Raw genomic sequence first — 18,051 nt, 5'->3', positions numbered from 1 at the left:
ACCTGAACCGCCGAAGGTGACGATATGTATCCGCTCTCGAATATACTGGCCCGCGAGGGCATCCCTACACGCCCATACTCCCTCTTGCCTGGAACCCGCCCCATTGGCGAAACCGCTTGTTTTCAACATGCCGAAATCACCTATCGCCAGGAAGAAGACGTGCTGACGATCATTCTGTATCGGCGCCTGCAACGACCCAAGGGTCTTGGCAACGCATTTGCGGAAATGAGGTGGCTATTGGAGGTTATTCGCAGACAAGCGCCGGACATCAGAAAACTGGTCACCACCGCGATGCGCATAGAACATGAAGACGGCGGCCCCGTTCCCTCCCCGGACAAACTACTGACGTTCTACAAACGCTATTTCAACGCTATCGACGACGGACGCCGGGACGGGCAGGATTGGTTAAAGCTGGAACTGAGGACAGCGGAAGCGCATTAAGCGCCCCCACTCAGAGTTCAGGACGCTCCAGAGACGCCCTCACGCTGGCCAATTCCGTGGCGACGACGGCGGGATTTGGTTCGATTTCCGCCAGGACTTGCGAGCCAACGATAATCATTCGGATCATACGCTCCAGTTGATCGCTGATCTCGGCATGCTTTTCGATAGGGAGATCCAGTGCGGTGGCGGCCACCGCGAACACCAACCGGGTGACCGCCTTGGACACCAGCTCCGGTTGCATGATGCCCGTGCCTTTGGATTTAGCGAGGCGCACTAAATCTACGCAAAGCTCTTCTTCAAAGAAGCACAGTTGGCGTTCTACCGCGTATTTAAATGCGTCGGAACCGACGTTGCCTTCCCTAAGCAAGATATGCAGAAACTTTTCATCGGCGCTCAGCTGCTCGACAAAGGCCTCGACGGAAGAGCGCACCACACTGGTGTCCGAGCGCGCGCGATTGCGGGCTTCACCAATGATTTTCCTGAGAGAGGTTCCGGCGCGTTCTATCAGCGCCACCGCCAATTCATCAATATCTCTGAAATGCCGGTAAAAACTGTTGGGCGCAATGCCCGCTTCCCGGGCGACTTCACGCAGACTTAACGTGGACACGCTGCGATGCGGCCCGGCCAGCTTCAATGCAGCTGAAATTACATCTTCCCGCGAGATAACCGCCTTGCGTCCCTGTGGCGTTCTGGTCGCGACAGACTCAAGTTTCTGCTCCTGATTCAATGCACTGCCCTTACTGACATGAAAAGGAGTTATATCCTAGCCTTGTTGCGGCGAAGAATATAGGCTTTAGCCGCCGTACGCCGATTTTCTGTGAAGAAAAGAGCGTTTTCGCCGCCACTTTTAAATCTACGCAGAATAAGAGTCGCCCACTCCGTCATTACGAAAAAGGAAATCGTCATGTCCGATCTACTGCTCACGCTCGCCACTCATCCAGGCGCTTACAAACTGCTAAAGAAACTGGGACTGCCCGCACCGGTTGCTCTTCAGCGCTCCACGCAGGCGATCCCCGACAGTCCCCTGCAAGGCGCTACTGCGCTGATCGGCGGCGTCACCGAAAGTGGAGCCCTGGATATCGTACGCGCCCGACTACAGGCACTTGGCGCGCAGATATACGAGGATATGCAGACAAGCGAAGCGGCGCCGATCATCGCCCTATTCGACGCCACCGGCTGCCGCAGCAGTGAGGATCTGGATGCGCTATACCGTTTCTTCCATCCCCTGATGGCGCAATTTCCCCGCCACGGACGCGCACTTTTGTTGGCGTCAACGCCCGAGCAAATGGACGACCCAGTGGCGGCGGCATGCGCCAAAGCGGTAGAAGGATTCACCCGCTCTCTAGGCAAAGAGTTGGGTAAGCGCGGGGCCACCGCCAATTTGCTTTATCTGGAGCCTGGTCAGGAAGATCGCCTGACAGGGCCGCTCGCGTTTTTCTGTTCCCCAAATAGCGCCTACGTGGACGGTCAGGCGATCAGGCTTAGCGCCGCGGTGAAAGCGCTGTCTTCTCAGGCGCTGTCAACACCCTACCGACCACTGCAGAACAAAGTCGCCCTGGTGACAGGCGCGTCCCGAGGCATCGGCGCGGCGACCGCACGCCGGCTCGCAGAGGAAGGCGCAACGGTGGTGTGTCTGGACCTCCCTTCCGCCAGCAGGGTCCTGACAAGCTTCGCCGCTGATATTAACGGCGTTCCACTGCCCATGGACATTACCGTCCCGGATGCTCCGCAAACCTTGGCGCAATACTTTCTGGAGCAATATGGCGGTATCGACATTATCGTGCACAACGCCGGAATCACTCGAGACAAAACCCTGGCGAAGATGTCGGAAGAGACTTGGCGCAGCGTGCTGGATGTTAATTTTCGGGCTGTCGTCGCCATCAACGACGCTCTGCTGAACGCAAAAGCGTTACGGGGTATGGGGCGCATTATCTGCCTGTCATCTATCAGCGGCGTCGCAGGCAATTTTGGGCAGACCAACTATGCGGCCAGTAAAGCGGCGCTGATTGGTTACGTGGCGGCGCTGGCGCCTCGGCTGGCCTCCAAAGGGGTAACAGTAAACGCCGTCGCGCCCGCTTTTATTGAAACCGATATGACGGCGCAAATGCCCCTCATGATGCGGGAAGCCGGTCGCCGCCTGAACTCATTGTCACAAGGCGGTCAACCCGAAGACGTCGCGGCGCTGATCGCATTTCTCGCCACGCCTGGGGCCTATGGAATCACTGGCGCGACCATAAGAGTGTGCGGGCAGGCCTTGATCGGCGCCTAGGCCTGTTCAGGCGCTTTCCGGCGCGGCTTGCACCGAGGCGTCTGTCTTTCCGATGCGCGCCGCCGGCCACAAAGCCGCGATGGCGATAACGCCCAGCAGAACAAAGGCTTCGGTGTAGCTCAGCATGGATGCGACGTGACGCCCATCGCCCGCTTCACTTCCCCATTCCAGCATGACCGCCAGGATATTGATGCCCATCGCGCCGCCAAATTGTCTGGCGAAGTTAATCATCCCCGACGCCTGCCCCAGCTGCGCATCGCTGACTTCCACCAAACCGCCGGTGCTGAGCGCCGGCATCATCAACGCCAGTCCAACACGTCCCACCAACACCAGCGCAGCCAGATAGAAAAACGACGGCGCAAGGCCAATAAACACCCACAGCAGACTGGCTCCGGCAAACAAAGCCAGCCCCGCGATCACCAGCCGATGAGGCGCGCCTTTATCCGCCGCCCGTCCGCTGAAGGGAAACAGTATGCCCAGCGCAATGCCGGCCGGCGCCATCATCATGCCCGCCTCCGTCGCGCTATAGTTCAACGCAGTTTGAACAAAAAGAGGAATGATGTAGGTAGAGCCGAACAGGGCCATGCCCAGCCCTAACGCCACCAGAAATGCGCTGCGAAAGCTTGGGACGCGCAGCAACGCAAGCTCCAGCAAAGGGCTTCGGCTATGTCGCTGCCGCCGTACGAACAAAATGAGCGAGCACACCGCCAGCAGGGCTCCCACAGACTGCCAGAGGGGTTGCACGAGGCCGTGTTGCAACCGGGTCAGTCCATCCAGCGCGCACCCGATAAACAGGCAGAGATAAAAGAAGCTGGTCCAATCAAAGCCGTGCTGCTCAACCTCCGGCTCCCTGTGAGGCATGTAGCGTAGCGCCATCAGAAATCCCGCCATGGTAATAGGCAACGGCGCAAAGAAGATATAACGCCAGTCGAGCTGATCCACGATGACGCCGCCCAACACCGGCCCCAAGGCTGGAGCCAGAATCACGCCCATGCCATATATGCCAATAGCGCGTCCACGCTCATTGCGGGGAAATACCCTGAACAACACATGCATCGCAATCGGCTGCAACATACCTGCGGCGGCGCCCTGTAGCACCCGCGCCAGGATCACAGCCTCCGCATTCGACCCCAAGCCGCCCAGCACAGAAGCGCCCGCGAACAGCAACATGGCGAAACCCAACGCGTGACGCAGTCCAAAGCGTTGCGTCAGCCAGGCGGTGGTCAGCATGGTTGTAGTCATGGCGGCGAGAAAGCCGGTGGAAAGCCAGTGGGCGACGCCCTGACCTATGGAAAAGTGGTTCATGATGTCCGGCAAGGCCACATTGACGATAGTCGACGTCAATACGGCGGAGACCGTCCCCATCATGACAGTGAGCATGGCCAGCCAGCGATAGGCGGGTCCATGACGATCAAAGAGAGCCTGCAACAACGTATCAGACATGTAAATGCTCCGTAATCAGTCTTCGGAATCCCCTTGCAAGCGCTATTAACATGGCGAAGATATTGGCATGGTAATAATCAGGCGCATGGATGCGCCTGCGCGGCGGTCAGTTTATTTCCGATGCATTCTTTTCTATCCGTGCAAAAACCTGCAGGCACAGTTCGAGATCCTGCGGCGAAACGCCGGCAAGCATCTCGCTCCGCAATGCGGCGGCGCGTTCATTCACCGTTTCAAGATAGCCTTCCGCCGCAGGAGTCAGGCGAATGCGCTTGGCCCGTCCATCCTGCCCACACCCGGTGCGGGTCACCAAACCGGACTCTTCCAGGCCGTGCAGCAGCCGCACCAGTGTCGGCGATTCAATGGACAGAGCGTTCGCCAACTCTTTCTGAGTCAGGTCGCCGCCCAGCCTTTGCAGATAAAGCAGCGTCACCCAGCGTGATTGAGTCAGCCCCAAATCACTGAGCCGATCATCCAGCAATTTGCGCCAGCGTCGGTTCAGACGCGCCAATGTGAAGGAAAATAACTCGCTCATGATATTCCGCTTGTTAGAGGATTCAAATTAATTAGCTAGCTAACTATTAGTGTAAAACAGAATGATTAATAAGCCATGCGTATTAGCCGAGAAACTTTTTCGTGAGCGAATCTTAAACGGAGGTTCTATAAATAGCCCAGCGGCAATTCCGTGTTATCCACCACCCTGCGCAGCACAAAGCTGGAGTGCACTCCGCTTACCCCAGGAATACGGGTGATCTTGTTCAAAAGGAACACCTGGTATGCATCCATGTCCGGCACCACCACCTTCAGCATGTAGTCGGCCTCCTGCCCGGTTATCAAATAGCATTCCTGAACTTCCGGGGACTCTTTAACCTGATTTTCAAACTCTTCAAAGCGTTCCGGCGTATGGCGATCCATGCTGATCTGGATAATCACCGTCAAAGACAGCCCCAGCTTCTTGCGCTCCAATAAAGTCACCCGACGCAGAATAATGCCCGCCTCTTCAAGAGCACGCACGCGACGCAGACAAGGCGACGGCGATAATCCCACTTTTTCCGCTAATTCCTGGTTGGATAACCCGCCATCCTTTTGCAGACATTCCAAGATTTTGCGATCAATTCGATCGATTTTGACAAGCTTCTCTTTCATTTGGATATTTAATTTCACAAAAATGTTTATTTTTAAAATTATCTATCAATTTTTATTAAAATCAAATCAACAACGCAAACTCATTGCGCGCCATTCTCGGTATTATTGCTTTCCTGACTGCACATCTCTTTAAGGCGCACTCACCTTATTACGAGACGTCAGCCGGCCTGGCTCACAAGGCGAGGCGGCATAACGGGCCACAAGCTCAAGCGAACCAGAGCCATTGCGCTCAAAACCTAAATGGATGCGGGACACACTAACGCCCGCTCAATTCGAACAGGAAGACTTACGAGGCTGATTTCCATGGCTTTCGACCACCGCAAATATCGTCCATTCACTCCTATCCGTAAGGCGGACCGCCGCTGGCCGGATCAGGTTATCGAACAAGCGCCCATCTGGTGCGCAGTTGACCTGCGCGACGGCAACCAGGCTTTGATCAAGCCAATGAACGTTAGTCAAAAGCAGCGACTGTTCGACCTCCTGGTGAAATGTGGGTTTAAGGAAATCGAAATCGGCTTCCCCGCTGCCAGCCAGCCTGACTTTGATTTCTGCCGCAAGCTGATTGAAGAAAATCGCATTCCGGACGACGTCACTATTCAGGTGCTGACTCAGGCGCGTCCCGAGCTGATCGCACGTACTTATGAAGCGCTGCAGGGCGTCAAACAAGCGATCGTTCATGTTTATAACTCCACCTCCACCGTACAGCGCGAACAGGTATTCGGGTTAGACCGCGAAGGCATCAAAGCCATTGCGGTACGCGGAGCCCAGGAAGTGCTGGCGCATGCTGAAAAGCATCCAGAAACCCAGTGGAGTTTTGAGTACTCACCGGAGAGCTTTACTGGCACAGAGCTGGATTTCGCCGTCGAAGTCGTCAACGCCGTGAACGCTGTATGGCGCCCGGAAAACGGCCGCAAAGTCATCATCAACCTTCCCGCGACGGTTGAGATGGCGACGCCTAACGTATTCGCCGACCAGATCGAATGGATGTGCGACAACATCCATCAACGGGAACACGTTATTGTCAGCGTACACACTCACAACGACCGTGGCTGCGGCGTAGCGGCGGCTGAACTGGCGGTAATGGCTGGCGCTGACAGAGTCGAGGGAACCCTGCTGGGCAACGGTGAGCGCACCGGCAACATGGATCTGGTCACCATGGCCATGAACCTGTATTCCCAGGGCATTGATCCCATGCTGGATCTGTCCGATATGTCCGAGATTATCGATACCGTCGAAGCTTGCACTGAGATCAGCACACACCCGCGCCATCCTTACGCCGGCGATCTGGTCTTCACCGCGTTCTCAGGCAGCCACCAGGATGCGATTCGCAAGTGTCTGCATAAACGTAAAGAGGACGACATCTGGAACGTCGCGTACCTGCCTATCGATCCTTTCGACCTGGGCAGACGCTACGAAGAAGTGGTTCGCATTAACAGCCAGTCCGGCAAAGGCGGCGTCGCTCATGTGCTGGAGCGCGATTACAACATCAGTCTGCCGCGCTGGTTGCAGATCGAATTCGCCAAAGTCGTGCAGCATGAAGCGGAGTCCGAAGGCGGTGAAATTGACTCCCGCACCATTCACCGCTTGTTTGAGGAACGCTATCTGAGCACGCCCAAAGGATGGCGGTTGCGCACCTACGATATGCATAGAACTGACGAAGCCGTACAGGTGCAAATTGAATTCGGCGACGACGCCATTATCTCTGGCATCCGCGGCCAAGGTCATGGCGGCGTGGAGGCGGTGGCCGCCGCGTTGGAGAGTCGCTACCGCATCAGCATCGCCGTAGAGGCTTACGATGAATTCGCGCTTGGCGAGGGCACCGACGCCAACGCCCTCGCCTGCATCAAAGTCATGATCAACGGCGCGCCATTCAGCGCCGCCGCTTTGGCGGAAGACACCACCACCGCCACCCTCCAGGCGCTGTTGTCGACGGTGGGCAGACATGCTCAGATCACCTCCGACAGCAATCAAAGGGAAGCCGTCTAACTCTATACCCCATTGGGCCCTGCATCAGGGCCCTTTTTTTGTCCCTCTCAGACGTCCCATCATTACAACCTCTCACGCCTGTCATTTGATATTGCTAACACCTGATATTGCTGGAAGCTGTCGACAGTTGCAGGTCATTTACGGAAAATGTCCGCTTCAGAATAAATAATCAGGTGAGTCCCTCAATGAAATACGTCACCAACGTCCGTTTACGCGGCCAGGACGGTTTATACGCCATTCAGATTAACCAGGGCCAGATCAGCGCCATATTGCCCATGGCGGAGCTTCCGCAGTCGGACGTGGAAATTTTGCTGGACGCTGGCGAGCGTCTTGTCAGCGCCCCCTTTGTAGAGCCCCATATCCATCTGGACGCGACAGGCACCGCGGGCGAGCCTAGTTGGAACATGAGCGGCACATTATTTGAGGGCATAGAGCGCTGGTCTGAGCGCAAAGCCATGGTGACCCATGAAGACGTTAAGCAGCGTACGCGCCGCACCCTGAAAATGCTGACCCAATACGGCGTGCAGGCCGTACGCTCTCATGTAGATGTCACCGATCCAACATTGACGGCGCTGGAAGCCCTGCTTGAGATCAAACAGGAAGTAGCGCCCTGGATTGAGCTGCAGCTGGTGGCGTTTCCACAGGAAGGCATTCTTTCCTATCCCAATGGCGTTCAATTGATGGAAAAAGCCGTCGAGATGGGCGTCGATGTGGTTGGCGGCATTCCTCATTTCGAGTTCACCCGCGACTATGGCGTGGAGTCAGTCAAAATCCTTATGGATCTGGCGGAAAAATACGACCGCCTTGTCGACGTGCACTGCGATGAAATAGACGATCCCGGCTCCAGGTTCCTGGAAGTACTGGCGGCGGAAGCTTTGAAGCGCGATATGGGCCACCGGGTAACCGCCAGCCATACCACGGCGATGCACTCATACGATAACGCCTATTGCAGTCGCCTGTTTCGCCTGCTGAAAATGTCACAGATAAACTTTGTATCTTGCCCAACAGAAAGCATTCATTTGCAAGGCAGGTTCGACAACTTTCCCAAACGTCGCGGCGTCACTCGAGTGAAGGAGCTGTTAGAAGCGGGTCTCAATGTCGGCCTCGGCCAAGACTCCATTCAGGACCCATGGTACTCCCTGGGCAATGGCAATCTGCTGCGCACTTTGGACTTCGCGCTGCACATATGCCATATGATGGGCTATGACGACTACCGCAATGCGCTGGACCTGATCAGTCATAACAGCGCCAAAGTGCTGAACATTCAGGACCGTTACGGCGTAGAAGTCGGCAAACCCGCCAACTTCATCCTGCTGGACGGACCTGACGACTATGAAGTCTTGCGCCGCCAAAGCGTGGTGACAGCCTCCATTCGCGCAGGCGACATCATCATGCAACAAACACCGGCGGTGGTGACGCAAAACATTCAGCTTTAGACTGTTTACATCCAAGGGACGCTGACTACGTCCCTTCTCATCAGCCCTTGCCGGCTATCGCCCGCACTTTGCCGCTGTCTTTAACCTTGGCGCTCTCTTTAGTCTCTTCTTCTGCGCTGGGAGCAGGCTCTGGCGACTCTTCAAACAAGACGTCAACCTTGCCTTTGAACGCTGTTGCGAACGCTTCCTTGTGATTAGCGACCAGCATGCCAATTTCTTCCGCCAAACCTTCATTCAAAGAAGTCAGGCGTTGCGCCAGGAAATGAGACACGCCTTCGGCGAGCTCAAGCTTTTTGTCATGATCGTCAGCTTCTTTCTTGGATTTAAACATCTGTTGTGATGGGTCTCTGTCACTCATATACAGGGTCACTACGGCCATTTTGTCGCCTCCTAAAATTAGCCTCTGTATATTCATACAGTTTTAAGATCAGGTCAAGAGCGTCACACAAGATTCATCCAAACACAGTAACCATATGAAAATAAAGGCTCAATGAGTAGATTTTTATTGCAAACACAAGAGATAACCAAATGGTAATAGTCCGAATATATGATTGCGCCTCGTCGCGCAAGGCATTTAGGATAACCGCCAGTTTGACGTTCGGATTAAGCGGCATTCTCGCTCATCAGAATTAGGGAATGCGAGGTTTAATCCAGGTATCTGACAGTGCAGGGAGGACAGAAAGATGCTTATGTTAAAAAACAGGCTTGCAGCCAATGCGTATCAGCCTGACATCATTGCGTACAAGGAATCCAAAGCCGCCAACGCCTCCCATGGCGGTGCAAAATATCCACTCTTGAACGCCCTCCCCTATCCTGCCGCCGTGCATTCTCGCCAAGGTGAATTTATCGCCTGCAACACGTTGTTTCTACGTGAGTTTAGTGGCGACAAAAAAACGCAATCTCGTCTGACGTCGCATCGCGACTCATTCCTGCAGCTGTTTCAACCTGTTGAAAGCAAAGAGGCGCACTTAAAAGGCGACGCGTTTTCGCTGCAAGCGCATTACCCGGAAACCGGCGTTTTTTATACGCTAAATAGCGCGCCGTTTCATGATGCCGAAGGCGTGAGATTATTGTTATCAGTACAGAAAGTGGAAGAGCCGTCGCTACTGCTGCTAAGACCTGAAGACATGCACGCCCAGTTGCAGCAAGCCTCCAAAAGTATGTCGATTGGCGAGATGGCGACAGCCTTGACCCATGAACTGAATCAGCCCATCGGCGCAATTCTCAATTACCTTAACGCCGCCAAGCTACTGCTTGAAAAGCATACTGGCGTCGATAAGCCGGAAGAAGCCGTGCAGCTTGCTATTCGGCAGGCTCATCAGGCGGCGGCCGTGGTTGCCCGCATACGTAAATTCGTAACGTCGAGAGAGCCGCGCGCAGATGAAATTTCTTTGCGTCAGTTGGCCAGCGGCGTGCTGGAGCTTCTTCAACTCGAAACTCATCGACGCCAAGTAAAGACCCGCCTGCTGATAGCGACGGACCTACCTAATGTCTGCGTGGATAGAATCATGATCGAGCAAACCCTGGGAAATTTGATTCGCAACGCGCTGGACGCCATGCGCGACACGCCAATCCAAGAACGTGAACTCATTGTGGACGCCCAAGTCATTTCCCAGGACCGGGTTAAAGTCAGCGTGACAGATAAAGGCTGCGGCATTCCCCAACATTTCCGCAATCGCCTGTTCACTCCCTTCTTCACGACCAAACCTGATGGCATGGGTGCAGGTCTCGCTATCAGCAAGTCCTTTATCGAGCTTCATCACGGAACGCTGGAGTTTAACGATAACCCCGATGGCGGCTCTGTTTTCTCTTTCACTTTGCCTTTAGCCGCAACTAAGACGCCTGTACGCCCTCCTGACTAAGTGACGGCAAGTCGCTAGAAACGCGGCCCTGCAGATTATTTTTGTGGATACATCTTTTCGAAGAGACAAGCATGAACGCAGCACAAATTTTATTAGTAGACGATAACGAAGACTTCCGCCGCTCCACCGTCTGGATGCTGGAGGCGGCCGGCTTGCAGGTAGAAGACTTCAACCGGGCCACAGGCCTTTTGGCGAGACTTCAGCAACTGGAAAACGCAGGCATTCCATTGAGCGACAAATGTGTCGTGACCGATCTACGCATGCCTGACATTAATGGATTGGAGCTGATGGAGGAACTACGCGCACGTCGTATTTCCATTCCCGTCGTTCTCATAACCGGACACGCAGACGTCACTTTAGCCGTCAGCGCCATGCGCATGGGCGCAGCGAACTTTCTGGAAAAGCCTTTCGAAAATTCCATTCTGGTGGAAACCGTGAAAAGCGCTATTTCAGAACCCGGGTCCGCATTGCGCAACCCACAGGCGGCCAAGGAAAAACTGGGGCGCTTATCCCCCAGGGAACGCCAGGTGTTGACCCATGTGTGCGCCGGAAAACTGAATAAAACCATTGCAGATATCCTTGGCATTAGCGTGAAAACCGTGGAACTGCATCGCGCCAACATGGCGAGCAAATTGGGGGCTCGTAACGTACAGGATCTAGTCCGGTTATCTTTGGGCTATGAGTAAAAGAACAGAAGGCTGTGCGTCCCTGCACGGCGAAATTACTTACGAGCAACCAAACCGCCTTCAGCGGAAATCGTAACCAGCTCGGGATGAATTTTGCGCGCTTTGAGATCACGTTTCACATAGTCTTTGACCTCATCCAGCTTCCACCCGGGTGTCCCCGCTTTGGCTTGCTGATAGTCGTTGGCGGCGAATGCGGAATACCAGTACAGCGTCTCCGCCGTAACTTGCTTATCCCGATCGGATAGTCCGGCAAGTGAAGGATTTGTCGCAATTACCTGTCGAAACTGCTTCCATACTGCTCGATCTTCAGCGTCGTTGGTTTCCTGATCGTTGAGAATGCTAAAGGATGTGGTGACCCAGGCCGCCATGGCCAGAGCCAGATCATTAGCCTGATAACCGTCTTTCTTCACCGCATCGCCCATCAACTGCATGATGTCGATCTCGGCGAATGCCGCACGCAGTTCAGCCTCTTTATCGGCGGGAACTTTTTTCAGCATTTCTGTGATCATTTTTTCTTTAATCTCAGCACTGACTTCTTTTGATGGGGTGAAGAAAGCGCCCTTTTCAGGCACAGCCCCATTATCGCCGCCAGAGGCTGAAGCCGTATTGTCAGTCTCACTCAGCGCCATTTCAAACGCGGAGTTCATTGAGCCGGCGATATCATCCAGTGCATCACCGGACGCTTTAGCGGTATGCCCCCAAAGACACAACAACGGTAAAAAAATGGAATATAGAATTCCAGGAACTCTCATTTAAATTCTCCTCATTAGGCTGACGCTAACCCGGCGAAGAGTTGCAATCGAAACGCAGCGACAACAAAAACAGCTCACCTCAATTACATTCGCCGACACGCCAGAGCTTTGATGCGAGGCATTACGGTAAACGATTTAATCAAAAGGAAAACACCTGGGAGAAACCCTAGTTTATCTATTGCCCTTCAATTAGTTAGCTTTACCAGCCCACTACTTGATGATGCTCCAGTCAGGTTCAATGACTTCGACAAGAATTAACATCAGGGGCCACGCCGAATCCGCTCCTTTTTCGATGCTGCTCGGCGTGCTTCTGTTTCTGAGCAGCCCGCCTGGGGCCTATTCTGCTTTTGCGTCGACGCCTCCCAGCGTGAAAACCGTGATGACGCTTTATACCCCCGTGCTAACCATGGACATTCTGCGCCGCCTTTGTGGTGTCAAGGCCAACTCGTCGCATTACCAATCCTGGCGTAAGCGAAATCAGGCGGACCTGATTGAAGCATCCGTAAACAGCCTGAAACAGCGCACTCCAGCCATTGACGGCAGTCTGTTGCAGGTAGAGGAGAAATTGCGCGCAAAGCTGACTGAGCATCAAGACTTACTCTGTGATACATACTCAGACGTGCTTCAGGACGATCGTTTCAATCCAGTGCGAATGCACCCTGAACTGTACGCGGCCATTACAGACGCCTCTCATAAACAACCGCCAACCAATTCACCCGGATATAATCAAACAATACAGCCACAGTCTGCGCATCCCGTCCTGCTTTCACAAAGCGCTTTGTCCTGCATTTCTACTGACGCCGGCCCTGATAGCAGCGACGTAGAAAAAATCTTCGCCGTCCGTGAGCACCGCTACAACGGCAGCATGATGTTGATCCATTTTCAGCCTTACACTTTATTCAAAAACGGCGAGCTGTATCGGGACATGGACGCGGCGATCACAGATCTCGACATACCCGCCTGCAAACAGGCTCGGAAGCAAGACTGGGGGCATTGGCGAGCGCAAGGGACGGGATACCTGTTTCAACTCCCGAACGGGAAGCCCCGGGAAATCAAGCCGGAAGATATTTATCCCGTCTTCCCCGCCGACGCTGACGAAACCCTGGAAGGAACCTGGAAAATGTTAGGAACATTTGGCGCGCAGAGCGTCAGCGGACTTAGTAGCCAAGTGTTTATCGCGAGGGACATCACCTTGCATCGTAATGGTCGCTTCGAACTGAATAAATCCGCTGGCGGCGTCAGTCAGACGATGGTCGCCAAAAGCGACACACAGCATTCAGGTGTTTACCGCCTGACAGGATATCAGGCTGACTTCAGCTTCGACGATGGCCGCAAAGAGCGCATGGGGTTCTTCTTTTTCCCGAACAACGGCTGTAAAGACATCGGCATGTTCAATTTGGGCGGGACCAGCTATACACAACAAGATGAATGATGTAAAAGGCGGTAGCGGCTTAAACCACTGAGCTGCTCAAGTGCAACTGGGGATTTCCCTAGTTGGCGCTCTCAGGGTTTATGTGTGAAATACCCTGCAACGGGGGTCAAACTGACAAACTGTTCTGACAACCGCTAAAGCCACATTACGTTAGGTCATGTAACCATAGCGTTTTGAGGGCGGTCTTCACCGCCCTAATTTTTCAACCTGAGATGATTTAATTCAGCCGACGTGGATCAAACGTGCTCGGCGCAAACCAACTCTGCAAGCTGCTCCCATAAAATCCGAACCTCTTCCTGCTTCGACTCCAGTTCGGCTTTATCTTTCTCCAACTCGGGAGAATACTTGCTCATATCCAAGGTCAATTGATATATCTCGTCGATCAGAGCGGACGTTTCCTGGCGCATGGTTTCCTCGCTGACGAAGTGATTTCGCCGCCAATTGTAGGGAAGGATGACAAAGGTAACAATCCCATACTTATGGGAAAATTTGATCCCTGACAGGTATTCGCCAGCCCGCTCTATGCATAGTGACTGACACAACGCCGTCATACATGGCTATCAGCCTGTATAAGCTACTCCAGCGATCGATGAAAAAAATTGTTCGCTCTGTCTCGGCGCAAATTTTGATCTCTACGCATTGACTGATTAAGGCGATACTGTGAACGGACTTCATATTCCTCAACGCCCCTCGCCTGCTCCAGGCGAGATCATTTCCGGCCTCCCGCATGTGACGCCACCGGACTGCTGGCATGCATCGCCCATCGAGAAAACACTGGCCGCCATGAAGACCAGTACAGACGGCCTTAGCTCCAGCGAGGCGGAAGAGCGATTGCGCCGTCATGGCGAAAACATCATCGCGGAACAGTCAGGGGAAAGCGCCTGGCAAAGGCTGCTGCGCCAGTTCAACAACCCGCTCATTTACGTCCTGCTGCTGTCCGCCGCCATTACCCTGATCATGCGTCATTGGCTGGACGCCAGTGTGATCTTGATGGTGGTGATCATTAATGGGCTGATAGGCTACCTACAAGAAGGTCGCGCCGAAAAGGCCTTACAGGCTATCAGGCGCATGGTGACCTTTACCGTCAGTGTGCGCCGGGACGGGCGTCTGCAATCTCTCCCGGCCAGCGTCCTGGTTCCTGGCGACATCGTGCTCCTGCAAGCTGGCGATCGCGCTCCCGCCGACATGCGCCTCATCCAGACCAGCGATCTGCATATCAGTGAAGCCGTGCTAACAGGCGAGTCGGAAGCGGTTAGCAAACAAACGCAGCCTACCCCGCCGGATACGGAACTGGCCGGTCGCACCTGCATGGCGTATGCGGGTTCCCTGGTGACTCGCGGCCAGGGACATGGCGTGGTAGTCGCCACTGGGGAAATAACAGAGTTCGGCAAGATCAGCGCTCTGCTACGCCAAGTCAACGCAATTGAAACGCCATTGCTGAAACAGATGGCGGAATTCAGCGCAAAACTATCCTGGTGGATTCTTTTGCTTTCTATCGTGTGTTTCATGACGGGGTACTGGTTACGCGACTACAGCGCAGCGGACATGTTCCTGGCGGCGGTGGGATTGGCCGTCGCGGCGATCCCGGAAGGTCTCCCTGCGATCCTCACGATCACACTGGCCCTCGGCGTCCAGATGATGGCGAAGCGCAACGCGATCGTACGACGGATGCCTGCGGTGGAGACACTGGGGGCCGTAACCGTTATCTGCACCGATAAGACCGGCACTCTGACGAAGAATGAAATGACAGTGGTCAGTCTCGATGCCGGCGAAAACAGCATGGATGTTTCCGGGGCCGGCTACGATCCACATGGAGAAATCACCTTCGATGAGCGTCTGGTCAGCGCGCAGAGTCACCCCGAACTGGCGCGACTGAGTCTGACGGCGTTGCTCTGTAACGACGCCGACATTCATAAACAGGATGATATCTGGACGCCTCAGGGAGACCCTACTGAGGCGGCTCTGGTGACCTTCGCCGCCAAAGCCGGCTGGGACAGCGCGCAAGCCCGCAAAGACCACCCCAGGCTGGATGTGCTGCCGTTTAGCGCCGACAACCTGTTCATGGCGACGCTCCACCACGATAGTAACGGCAGCCACTTCATCTGCATTAAAGGCGCCCCGGAAAGAGTTCTGCAACTCTGTTCGACAACGCTGTCCGAAGAAGAAACTCAGCGCTGGAACATGCGCTTCAATCAACGCGCTGCGCAAGGACAACGCCTGCTGGCCTTCGCTTACATCGCGACGCCGGACGCCATTGCCGCACTGCCTACCCAATTACCGCTGGCGCACATCCAGTTTCTCGGCGCCGTCGCGATGATCGATCCACCACGGGAGGAGACCGCTCCTGCGCTGGAGAAAACCTTGCAGGCGGGCATCGTGGTCAAAATGATCACTGGCGATAACCCTAAAACCGCGCAGGCCATCGCTGAATCCATTCGTCTTCCAGTCGGTGATGGCGTCATCACTGGCGCAGACATCGACAACCTGGATGACGAAGCGTTGAAAGCGGCGGCGCAGCGTTGCAACATCTTCGCCCGCACCACGCCATTGCACAAATTGCGGCTGGTGGAAGCGTTGCAACAGTCGGGAGAAATCGTGGCCATGACTGGCGATGGGGTCAACGATGCGCCTGCGCTGAAGCGGGCGGGCATCGGTGTCGCCATGGGACGTCAGGGCACCGAGGTCGCCAAGGAGGCCGCTCAGATTATTCTGCTGGACGACAACTTCTCCACGATCACCGCCGCCGTGGAGGAAGGCCGCCGCATCTTCGACAACTTCAAAAAGGCAATTGTCTTTGTGTTGCCTACCAGTTGCGGCGAAGCCTTGATGATACTCGCCGCCGTCGTGCTCGGCGTCGCCATGCCAATTACGCCAGTGCAGATTCTCTGGATCAACATGATCACCGCCGTGACCCTGGCGTTGGCGCTGTCTTTCGAACCGGCGGAGCGCAATATCATGGCGCGCCCTCCCCGACGGCCCGGCGAGTCGCTGCTCGACCCGCTGCTGTTATGGCGGGTGCTCAGTGTGTCATTGATTATGGTGCTCGGATCTTTCGGTCTGTTTGGATGGACCCAATCCGCCGGCGCATCTCTGGAACACGCGCGTACGGTGGCGGTGAATACGCTGGTGATGTTTGAAATTTTTTATCTTTTCAATACACGTATGCTCATGGAAAACATCACCTCCTGGCGCCAGCTAACCAGCAACCGGATGGCGCTCTACTCCGTCACCATCCTGCTTCTTTTCCAACTGCTTTTCACCTATGCGCCGCCGATGCAACGCCTGTTCAGTTCCACCGCCTTATCGCTGTCGGATTGGCTCGCCATCGCCCTCGTGGGCTCCAGCGTCTTTATCATCACCGAGATAGAGAAATTTGTTATGAGCGTCGTTAAAGGTCAAAAAAACAGCGATTAGTCCCGGAATTAGGTTGAATATTCAAATATTTCCCATAATAGTTGCAGGACATTATCAGGTTATTTCTTGTGCTGAACGATAGAGAAATAACCTGTCGCGAAAGGGATTCCGGATGCATCGACTGCCTGCCGGTTTCAACGAAAAATATATAACGCTTGGCTTATCACACTGGAGTAACACAATGGCAAAAAAAGAGAAGGGCATCGTCAAAAAGAACATCGAAAAGTTAGGAGATGTGGTTTCCAAAGAACTGCATAAAGCCACTGAGCAGATACAGGCGATTCTTGCGGATTTCTATAAGCAAGCGGAAGAAATTCAAAAGCAGATTAAAGAGCCGGTGATGAAACTGATTAAAGAACTGGAAGAGCTGCGAGAAAAAGAACTCAAGAAAATCCAGGCTGAATATCAGAAAGTGGTCAACGAAATCAATGCGCTGCAGGAACAGTTCATGGACCGTCTGGGCCTGGCCTCACTCAAAAAACCCGCGCCGGTTGCGGCGTTGACGGCAAAAGCGCCAGCGAAAACGTCCACCGCGAAAAAAGCCTCTACAACCAAAACCGCCACCCGCAAGCCAGCGGCGAAAAAAGCGCCCGCCAGCAAACCCGCGGCGGCAAAAACCACCGCCAAGAAAACGGGTTCAACAGCAGCGACCACCACAGCCAAAAAGCCAGCCGCCAAGAAAACGCCCGCTAAAAGTCCTGCGCGTAAAACTCCAGCGACCAAAGCCGGCGCGGCCAAGACCTCTGCGAGCAAACCTGCTAAAGCAGCAGCGCCCAAAAAACCAAGTAGCGCCAAAACTCCTCGTGCGAAAAAAGCGGATACCGCCGCCACACCCAACACGGCGCCAGAAGAGACCAAATAACGTTCAGCTTTCTTCAGGGGCGGCGCACTCACGCCGCCCTTTCTCTTCACGCAATAGTTAAGCGGCCAAATACCATGCCACACATGGCGTAGAGCCTTATTCCCTTCTCTCAAAAACGTCGTTTCCGCGCTTATTTCGCCTTTGGCGGTTAGTTTAAGGGTTATCTTTTCGCGCCATCATCAGGGCTCAACATGACAACTTATCATGAGCCAATTGCAGGTCAAAAAACCTACTTATACGATACAGAAGCCTGTTCTTTTTGATTTTTCTTAATTCAATCTGCATAGGCCAACAACAAAAATAGTAAAAGCTGACGCGAGGTAAA

At 54.3% G+C, this 18,051-nt stretch carries 16 protein-coding genes; 9 read left to right on the top strand and 7 right to left on the bottom strand.

Annotation, left to right across the window (positions count from 1 at the left end; genetic code table 11):
* Positions 1 to 24: 24 nt before the first annotated feature.
* Entirely contained in the window at positions 25 to 441 is a 417-nt protein-coding gene (locus tag ONV78_RS11565; protein WP_216734919.1) for a hypothetical protein, read from the top strand.
* A gap of 10 nt (positions 442 to 451) precedes the next feature.
* Here the strand turns inward: ONV78_RS11565 and fabR are convergent, their stop codons facing one another.
* Entirely contained in the window at positions 452 to 1,168 is a 717-nt protein-coding gene (gene fabR / locus ONV78_RS11560; RefSeq protein ID WP_216734920.1) for an HTH-type transcriptional repressor FabR, read from the bottom strand.
* A 177-nt stretch (positions 1,169 to 1,345) separates the two neighbouring features.
* On the opposite strand from fabR, the gene ONV78_RS11555 reads away from it, so the two are divergent.
* Complete coding sequence (locus ONV78_RS11555) at positions 1,346 to 2,710, top strand: 3-oxoacyl-ACP reductase (protein WP_279503242.1); 1,365 nt, start codon at positions 1,346 to 1,348, stop codon at positions 2,708 to 2,710.
* A gap of 6 nt (positions 2,711 to 2,716) precedes the next feature.
* Here ONV78_RS11555 and ONV78_RS11550 read toward each other — a convergent pair whose 3' ends face one another.
* The 3 genes from ONV78_RS11550 to ONV78_RS11540 form a co-directional block, all read right to left on the bottom strand.
* Positions 2,717 to 4,153: a DHA2 family efflux MFS transporter permease subunit gene (locus ONV78_RS11550; protein WP_279503241.1), complete on the bottom strand. Its 1,437-nt coding sequence runs from the start codon at positions 4,151 to 4,153 to the stop codon at positions 2,717 to 2,719.
* A gap of 106 nt (positions 4,154 to 4,259) precedes the next feature.
* Positions 4,260 to 4,685, bottom strand: coding sequence for a transcriptional regulator SlyA (gene slyA / locus ONV78_RS11545; protein WP_216734923.1), 426 nt, complete (start codon positions 4,683 to 4,685; stop codon positions 4,260 to 4,262).
* A gap of 125 nt (positions 4,686 to 4,810) precedes the next feature.
* Positions 4,811 to 5,296, bottom strand: coding sequence for an Lrp/AsnC family transcriptional regulator (locus tag ONV78_RS11540; RefSeq protein ID WP_011398889.1), 486 nt, complete (start codon positions 5,294 to 5,296; stop codon positions 4,811 to 4,813).
* A gap of 303 nt (positions 5,297 to 5,599) precedes the next feature.
* Here ONV78_RS11540 and leuA point away from each other — a divergent pair, with 303 nt between their 5' ends.
* Positions 5,600 to 7,282 carry a 2-isopropylmalate synthase gene (leuA, locus tag ONV78_RS11535; protein ID WP_279503240.1) on the top strand — a complete coding sequence of 561 codons (1,683 nt, stop codon included), beginning with the start codon at positions 5,600 to 5,602 and terminating at the stop codon, positions 7,280 to 7,282.
* Positions 7,283 to 7,467: 185 nt separating this feature from the next.
* The gene (codA, locus tag ONV78_RS11530) at positions 7,468 to 8,718 is read left to right on the top strand and encodes a cytosine deaminase (RefSeq protein ID WP_216734926.1); all 1,251 of its coding nucleotides are present in this window, start codon (positions 7,468 to 7,470) and stop codon (positions 8,716 to 8,718) included.
* Positions 8,719 to 8,758: 40 nt separating this feature from the next.
* Here codA and ONV78_RS11525 read toward each other — a convergent pair whose 3' ends face one another.
* Positions 8,759 to 9,097: a YebG family protein gene (locus ONV78_RS11525; RefSeq protein WP_279503239.1), complete on the bottom strand. Its 339-nt coding sequence runs from the start codon at positions 9,095 to 9,097 to the stop codon at positions 8,759 to 8,761.
* Positions 9,098 to 9,401: 304 nt separating this feature from the next.
* On the opposite strand from ONV78_RS11525, the gene ONV78_RS11520 reads away from it, so the two are divergent.
* Positions 9,402 to 10,580, top strand: a complete 1,179-nt coding sequence (locus tag ONV78_RS11520; protein WP_279503237.1) for an ATP-binding protein — start codon at positions 9,402 to 9,404, stop codon at positions 10,578 to 10,580.
* A 71-nt stretch (positions 10,581 to 10,651) separates the two neighbouring features.
* Positions 10,652 to 11,266, top strand: a complete 615-nt coding sequence (locus ONV78_RS11515; protein ID WP_279503236.1) for a response regulator — start codon at positions 10,652 to 10,654, stop codon at positions 11,264 to 11,266.
* Between the two features lie 35 nt (positions 11,267 to 11,301).
* On the opposite strand, the gene ONV78_RS11510 is transcribed toward ONV78_RS11515, so the two are convergent.
* On the bottom strand, positions 11,302 to 12,018 hold the full coding sequence (locus ONV78_RS11510; RefSeq protein ID WP_279503235.1) for a DUF6683 family protein: 717 nt from the start codon (positions 12,016 to 12,018) through the stop codon (positions 11,302 to 11,304).
* A gap of 238 nt (positions 12,019 to 12,256) precedes the next feature.
* Between ONV78_RS11510 and ONV78_RS11505 the strand changes: the two genes are divergently transcribed.
* Complete coding sequence (locus ONV78_RS11505) at positions 12,257 to 13,450, top strand: hypothetical protein (protein WP_279503234.1); 1,194 nt, start codon at positions 12,257 to 12,259, stop codon at positions 13,448 to 13,450.
* Between the two features lie 236 nt (positions 13,451 to 13,686).
* Here the strand turns inward: ONV78_RS11505 and ONV78_RS11500 are convergent, their stop codons facing one another.
* The gene (locus ONV78_RS11500) at positions 13,687 to 14,001 is read right to left on the bottom strand and encodes a hypothetical protein (protein ID WP_127969123.1); all 315 of its coding nucleotides are present in this window, start codon (positions 13,999 to 14,001) and stop codon (positions 13,687 to 13,689) included.
* Between the two features lie 109 nt (positions 14,002 to 14,110).
* Between ONV78_RS11500 and ONV78_RS11495 the strand changes: the two genes are divergently transcribed.
* Positions 14,111 to 16,864 carry an HAD-IC family P-type ATPase gene (locus ONV78_RS11495; RefSeq protein WP_279503233.1) on the top strand — a complete coding sequence of 918 codons (2,754 nt, stop codon included), beginning with the start codon at positions 14,111 to 14,113 and terminating at the stop codon, positions 16,862 to 16,864.
* Positions 16,865 to 17,045: 181 nt separating this feature from the next.
* Positions 17,046 to 17,726, top strand: a complete 681-nt coding sequence (locus tag ONV78_RS11490; RefSeq protein ID WP_279503232.1) for a hypothetical protein — start codon at positions 17,046 to 17,048, stop codon at positions 17,724 to 17,726.
* Positions 17,727 to 18,051 lie beyond the last annotated feature (325 nt).

It is taken from the genome of Hahella sp. CR1, assembly GCF_029813005.1.
Lineage (GTDB): Bacteria > Pseudomonadota > Gammaproteobacteria > Pseudomonadales > Oleiphilaceae > Hahella.
Note: the sequence above shows the minus strand (reverse complement) of the source record. Positions and strands in the feature narration are given on the sequence as shown.

Excerpts from the sequence above, each read along its gene's own strand:
- ONV78_RS11565 (WP_216734919.1), top strand. The coding sequence starts at position 25 with ATGTATCCGCTCTCGAATATACTGGCCCGCGAGGGCATCCCTACACGC.
- ONV78_RS11555 (WP_279503242.1), top strand. The coding sequence starts at position 1,346 with ATGTCCGATCTACTGCTCACGCTCGCCACTCATCCAGGCGCTTACAAA.
- ONV78_RS11550 (WP_279503241.1), bottom strand. The coding sequence starts at position 4,153 with ATGTCTGATACGTTGTTGCAGGCTCTCTTTGATCGTCATGGACCCGCC.
- slyA (WP_216734923.1), bottom strand. The coding sequence starts at position 4,685 with ATGAGCGAGTTATTTTCCTTCACATTGGCGCGTCTGAACCGACGCTGG.
- ONV78_RS11540 (WP_011398889.1), bottom strand. The coding sequence starts at position 5,296 with ATGAAAGAGAAGCTTGTCAAAATCGATCGAATTGATCGCAAAATCTTG.
- leuA (WP_279503240.1), top strand. The coding sequence starts at position 5,600 with ATGGCTTTCGACCACCGCAAATATCGTCCATTCACTCCTATCCGTAAG.
- codA (WP_216734926.1), top strand. The coding sequence starts at position 7,468 with ATGAAATACGTCACCAACGTCCGTTTACGCGGCCAGGACGGTTTATAC.
- ONV78_RS11525 (WP_279503239.1), bottom strand. The coding sequence starts at position 9,097 with ATGGCCGTAGTGACCCTGTATATGAGTGACAGAGACCCATCACAACAG.
- ONV78_RS11520 (WP_279503237.1), top strand. The coding sequence starts at position 9,402 with ATGCTTATGTTAAAAAACAGGCTTGCAGCCAATGCGTATCAGCCTGAC.
- ONV78_RS11515 (WP_279503236.1), top strand. The coding sequence starts at position 10,652 with ATGAACGCAGCACAAATTTTATTAGTAGACGATAACGAAGACTTCCGC.
- ONV78_RS11510 (WP_279503235.1), bottom strand. The coding sequence starts at position 12,018 with ATGAGAGTTCCTGGAATTCTATATTCCATTTTTTTACCGTTGTTGTGT.
- ONV78_RS11505 (WP_279503234.1), top strand. The coding sequence starts at position 12,257 with ATGACTTCGACAAGAATTAACATCAGGGGCCACGCCGAATCCGCTCCT.
- ONV78_RS11500 (WP_127969123.1), bottom strand. The coding sequence starts at position 14,001 with ATGACGGCGTTGTGTCAGTCACTATGCATAGAGCGGGCTGGCGAATAC.
- ONV78_RS11490 (WP_279503232.1), top strand. The coding sequence starts at position 17,046 with ATGGCAAAAAAAGAGAAGGGCATCGTCAAAAAGAACATCGAAAAGTTA.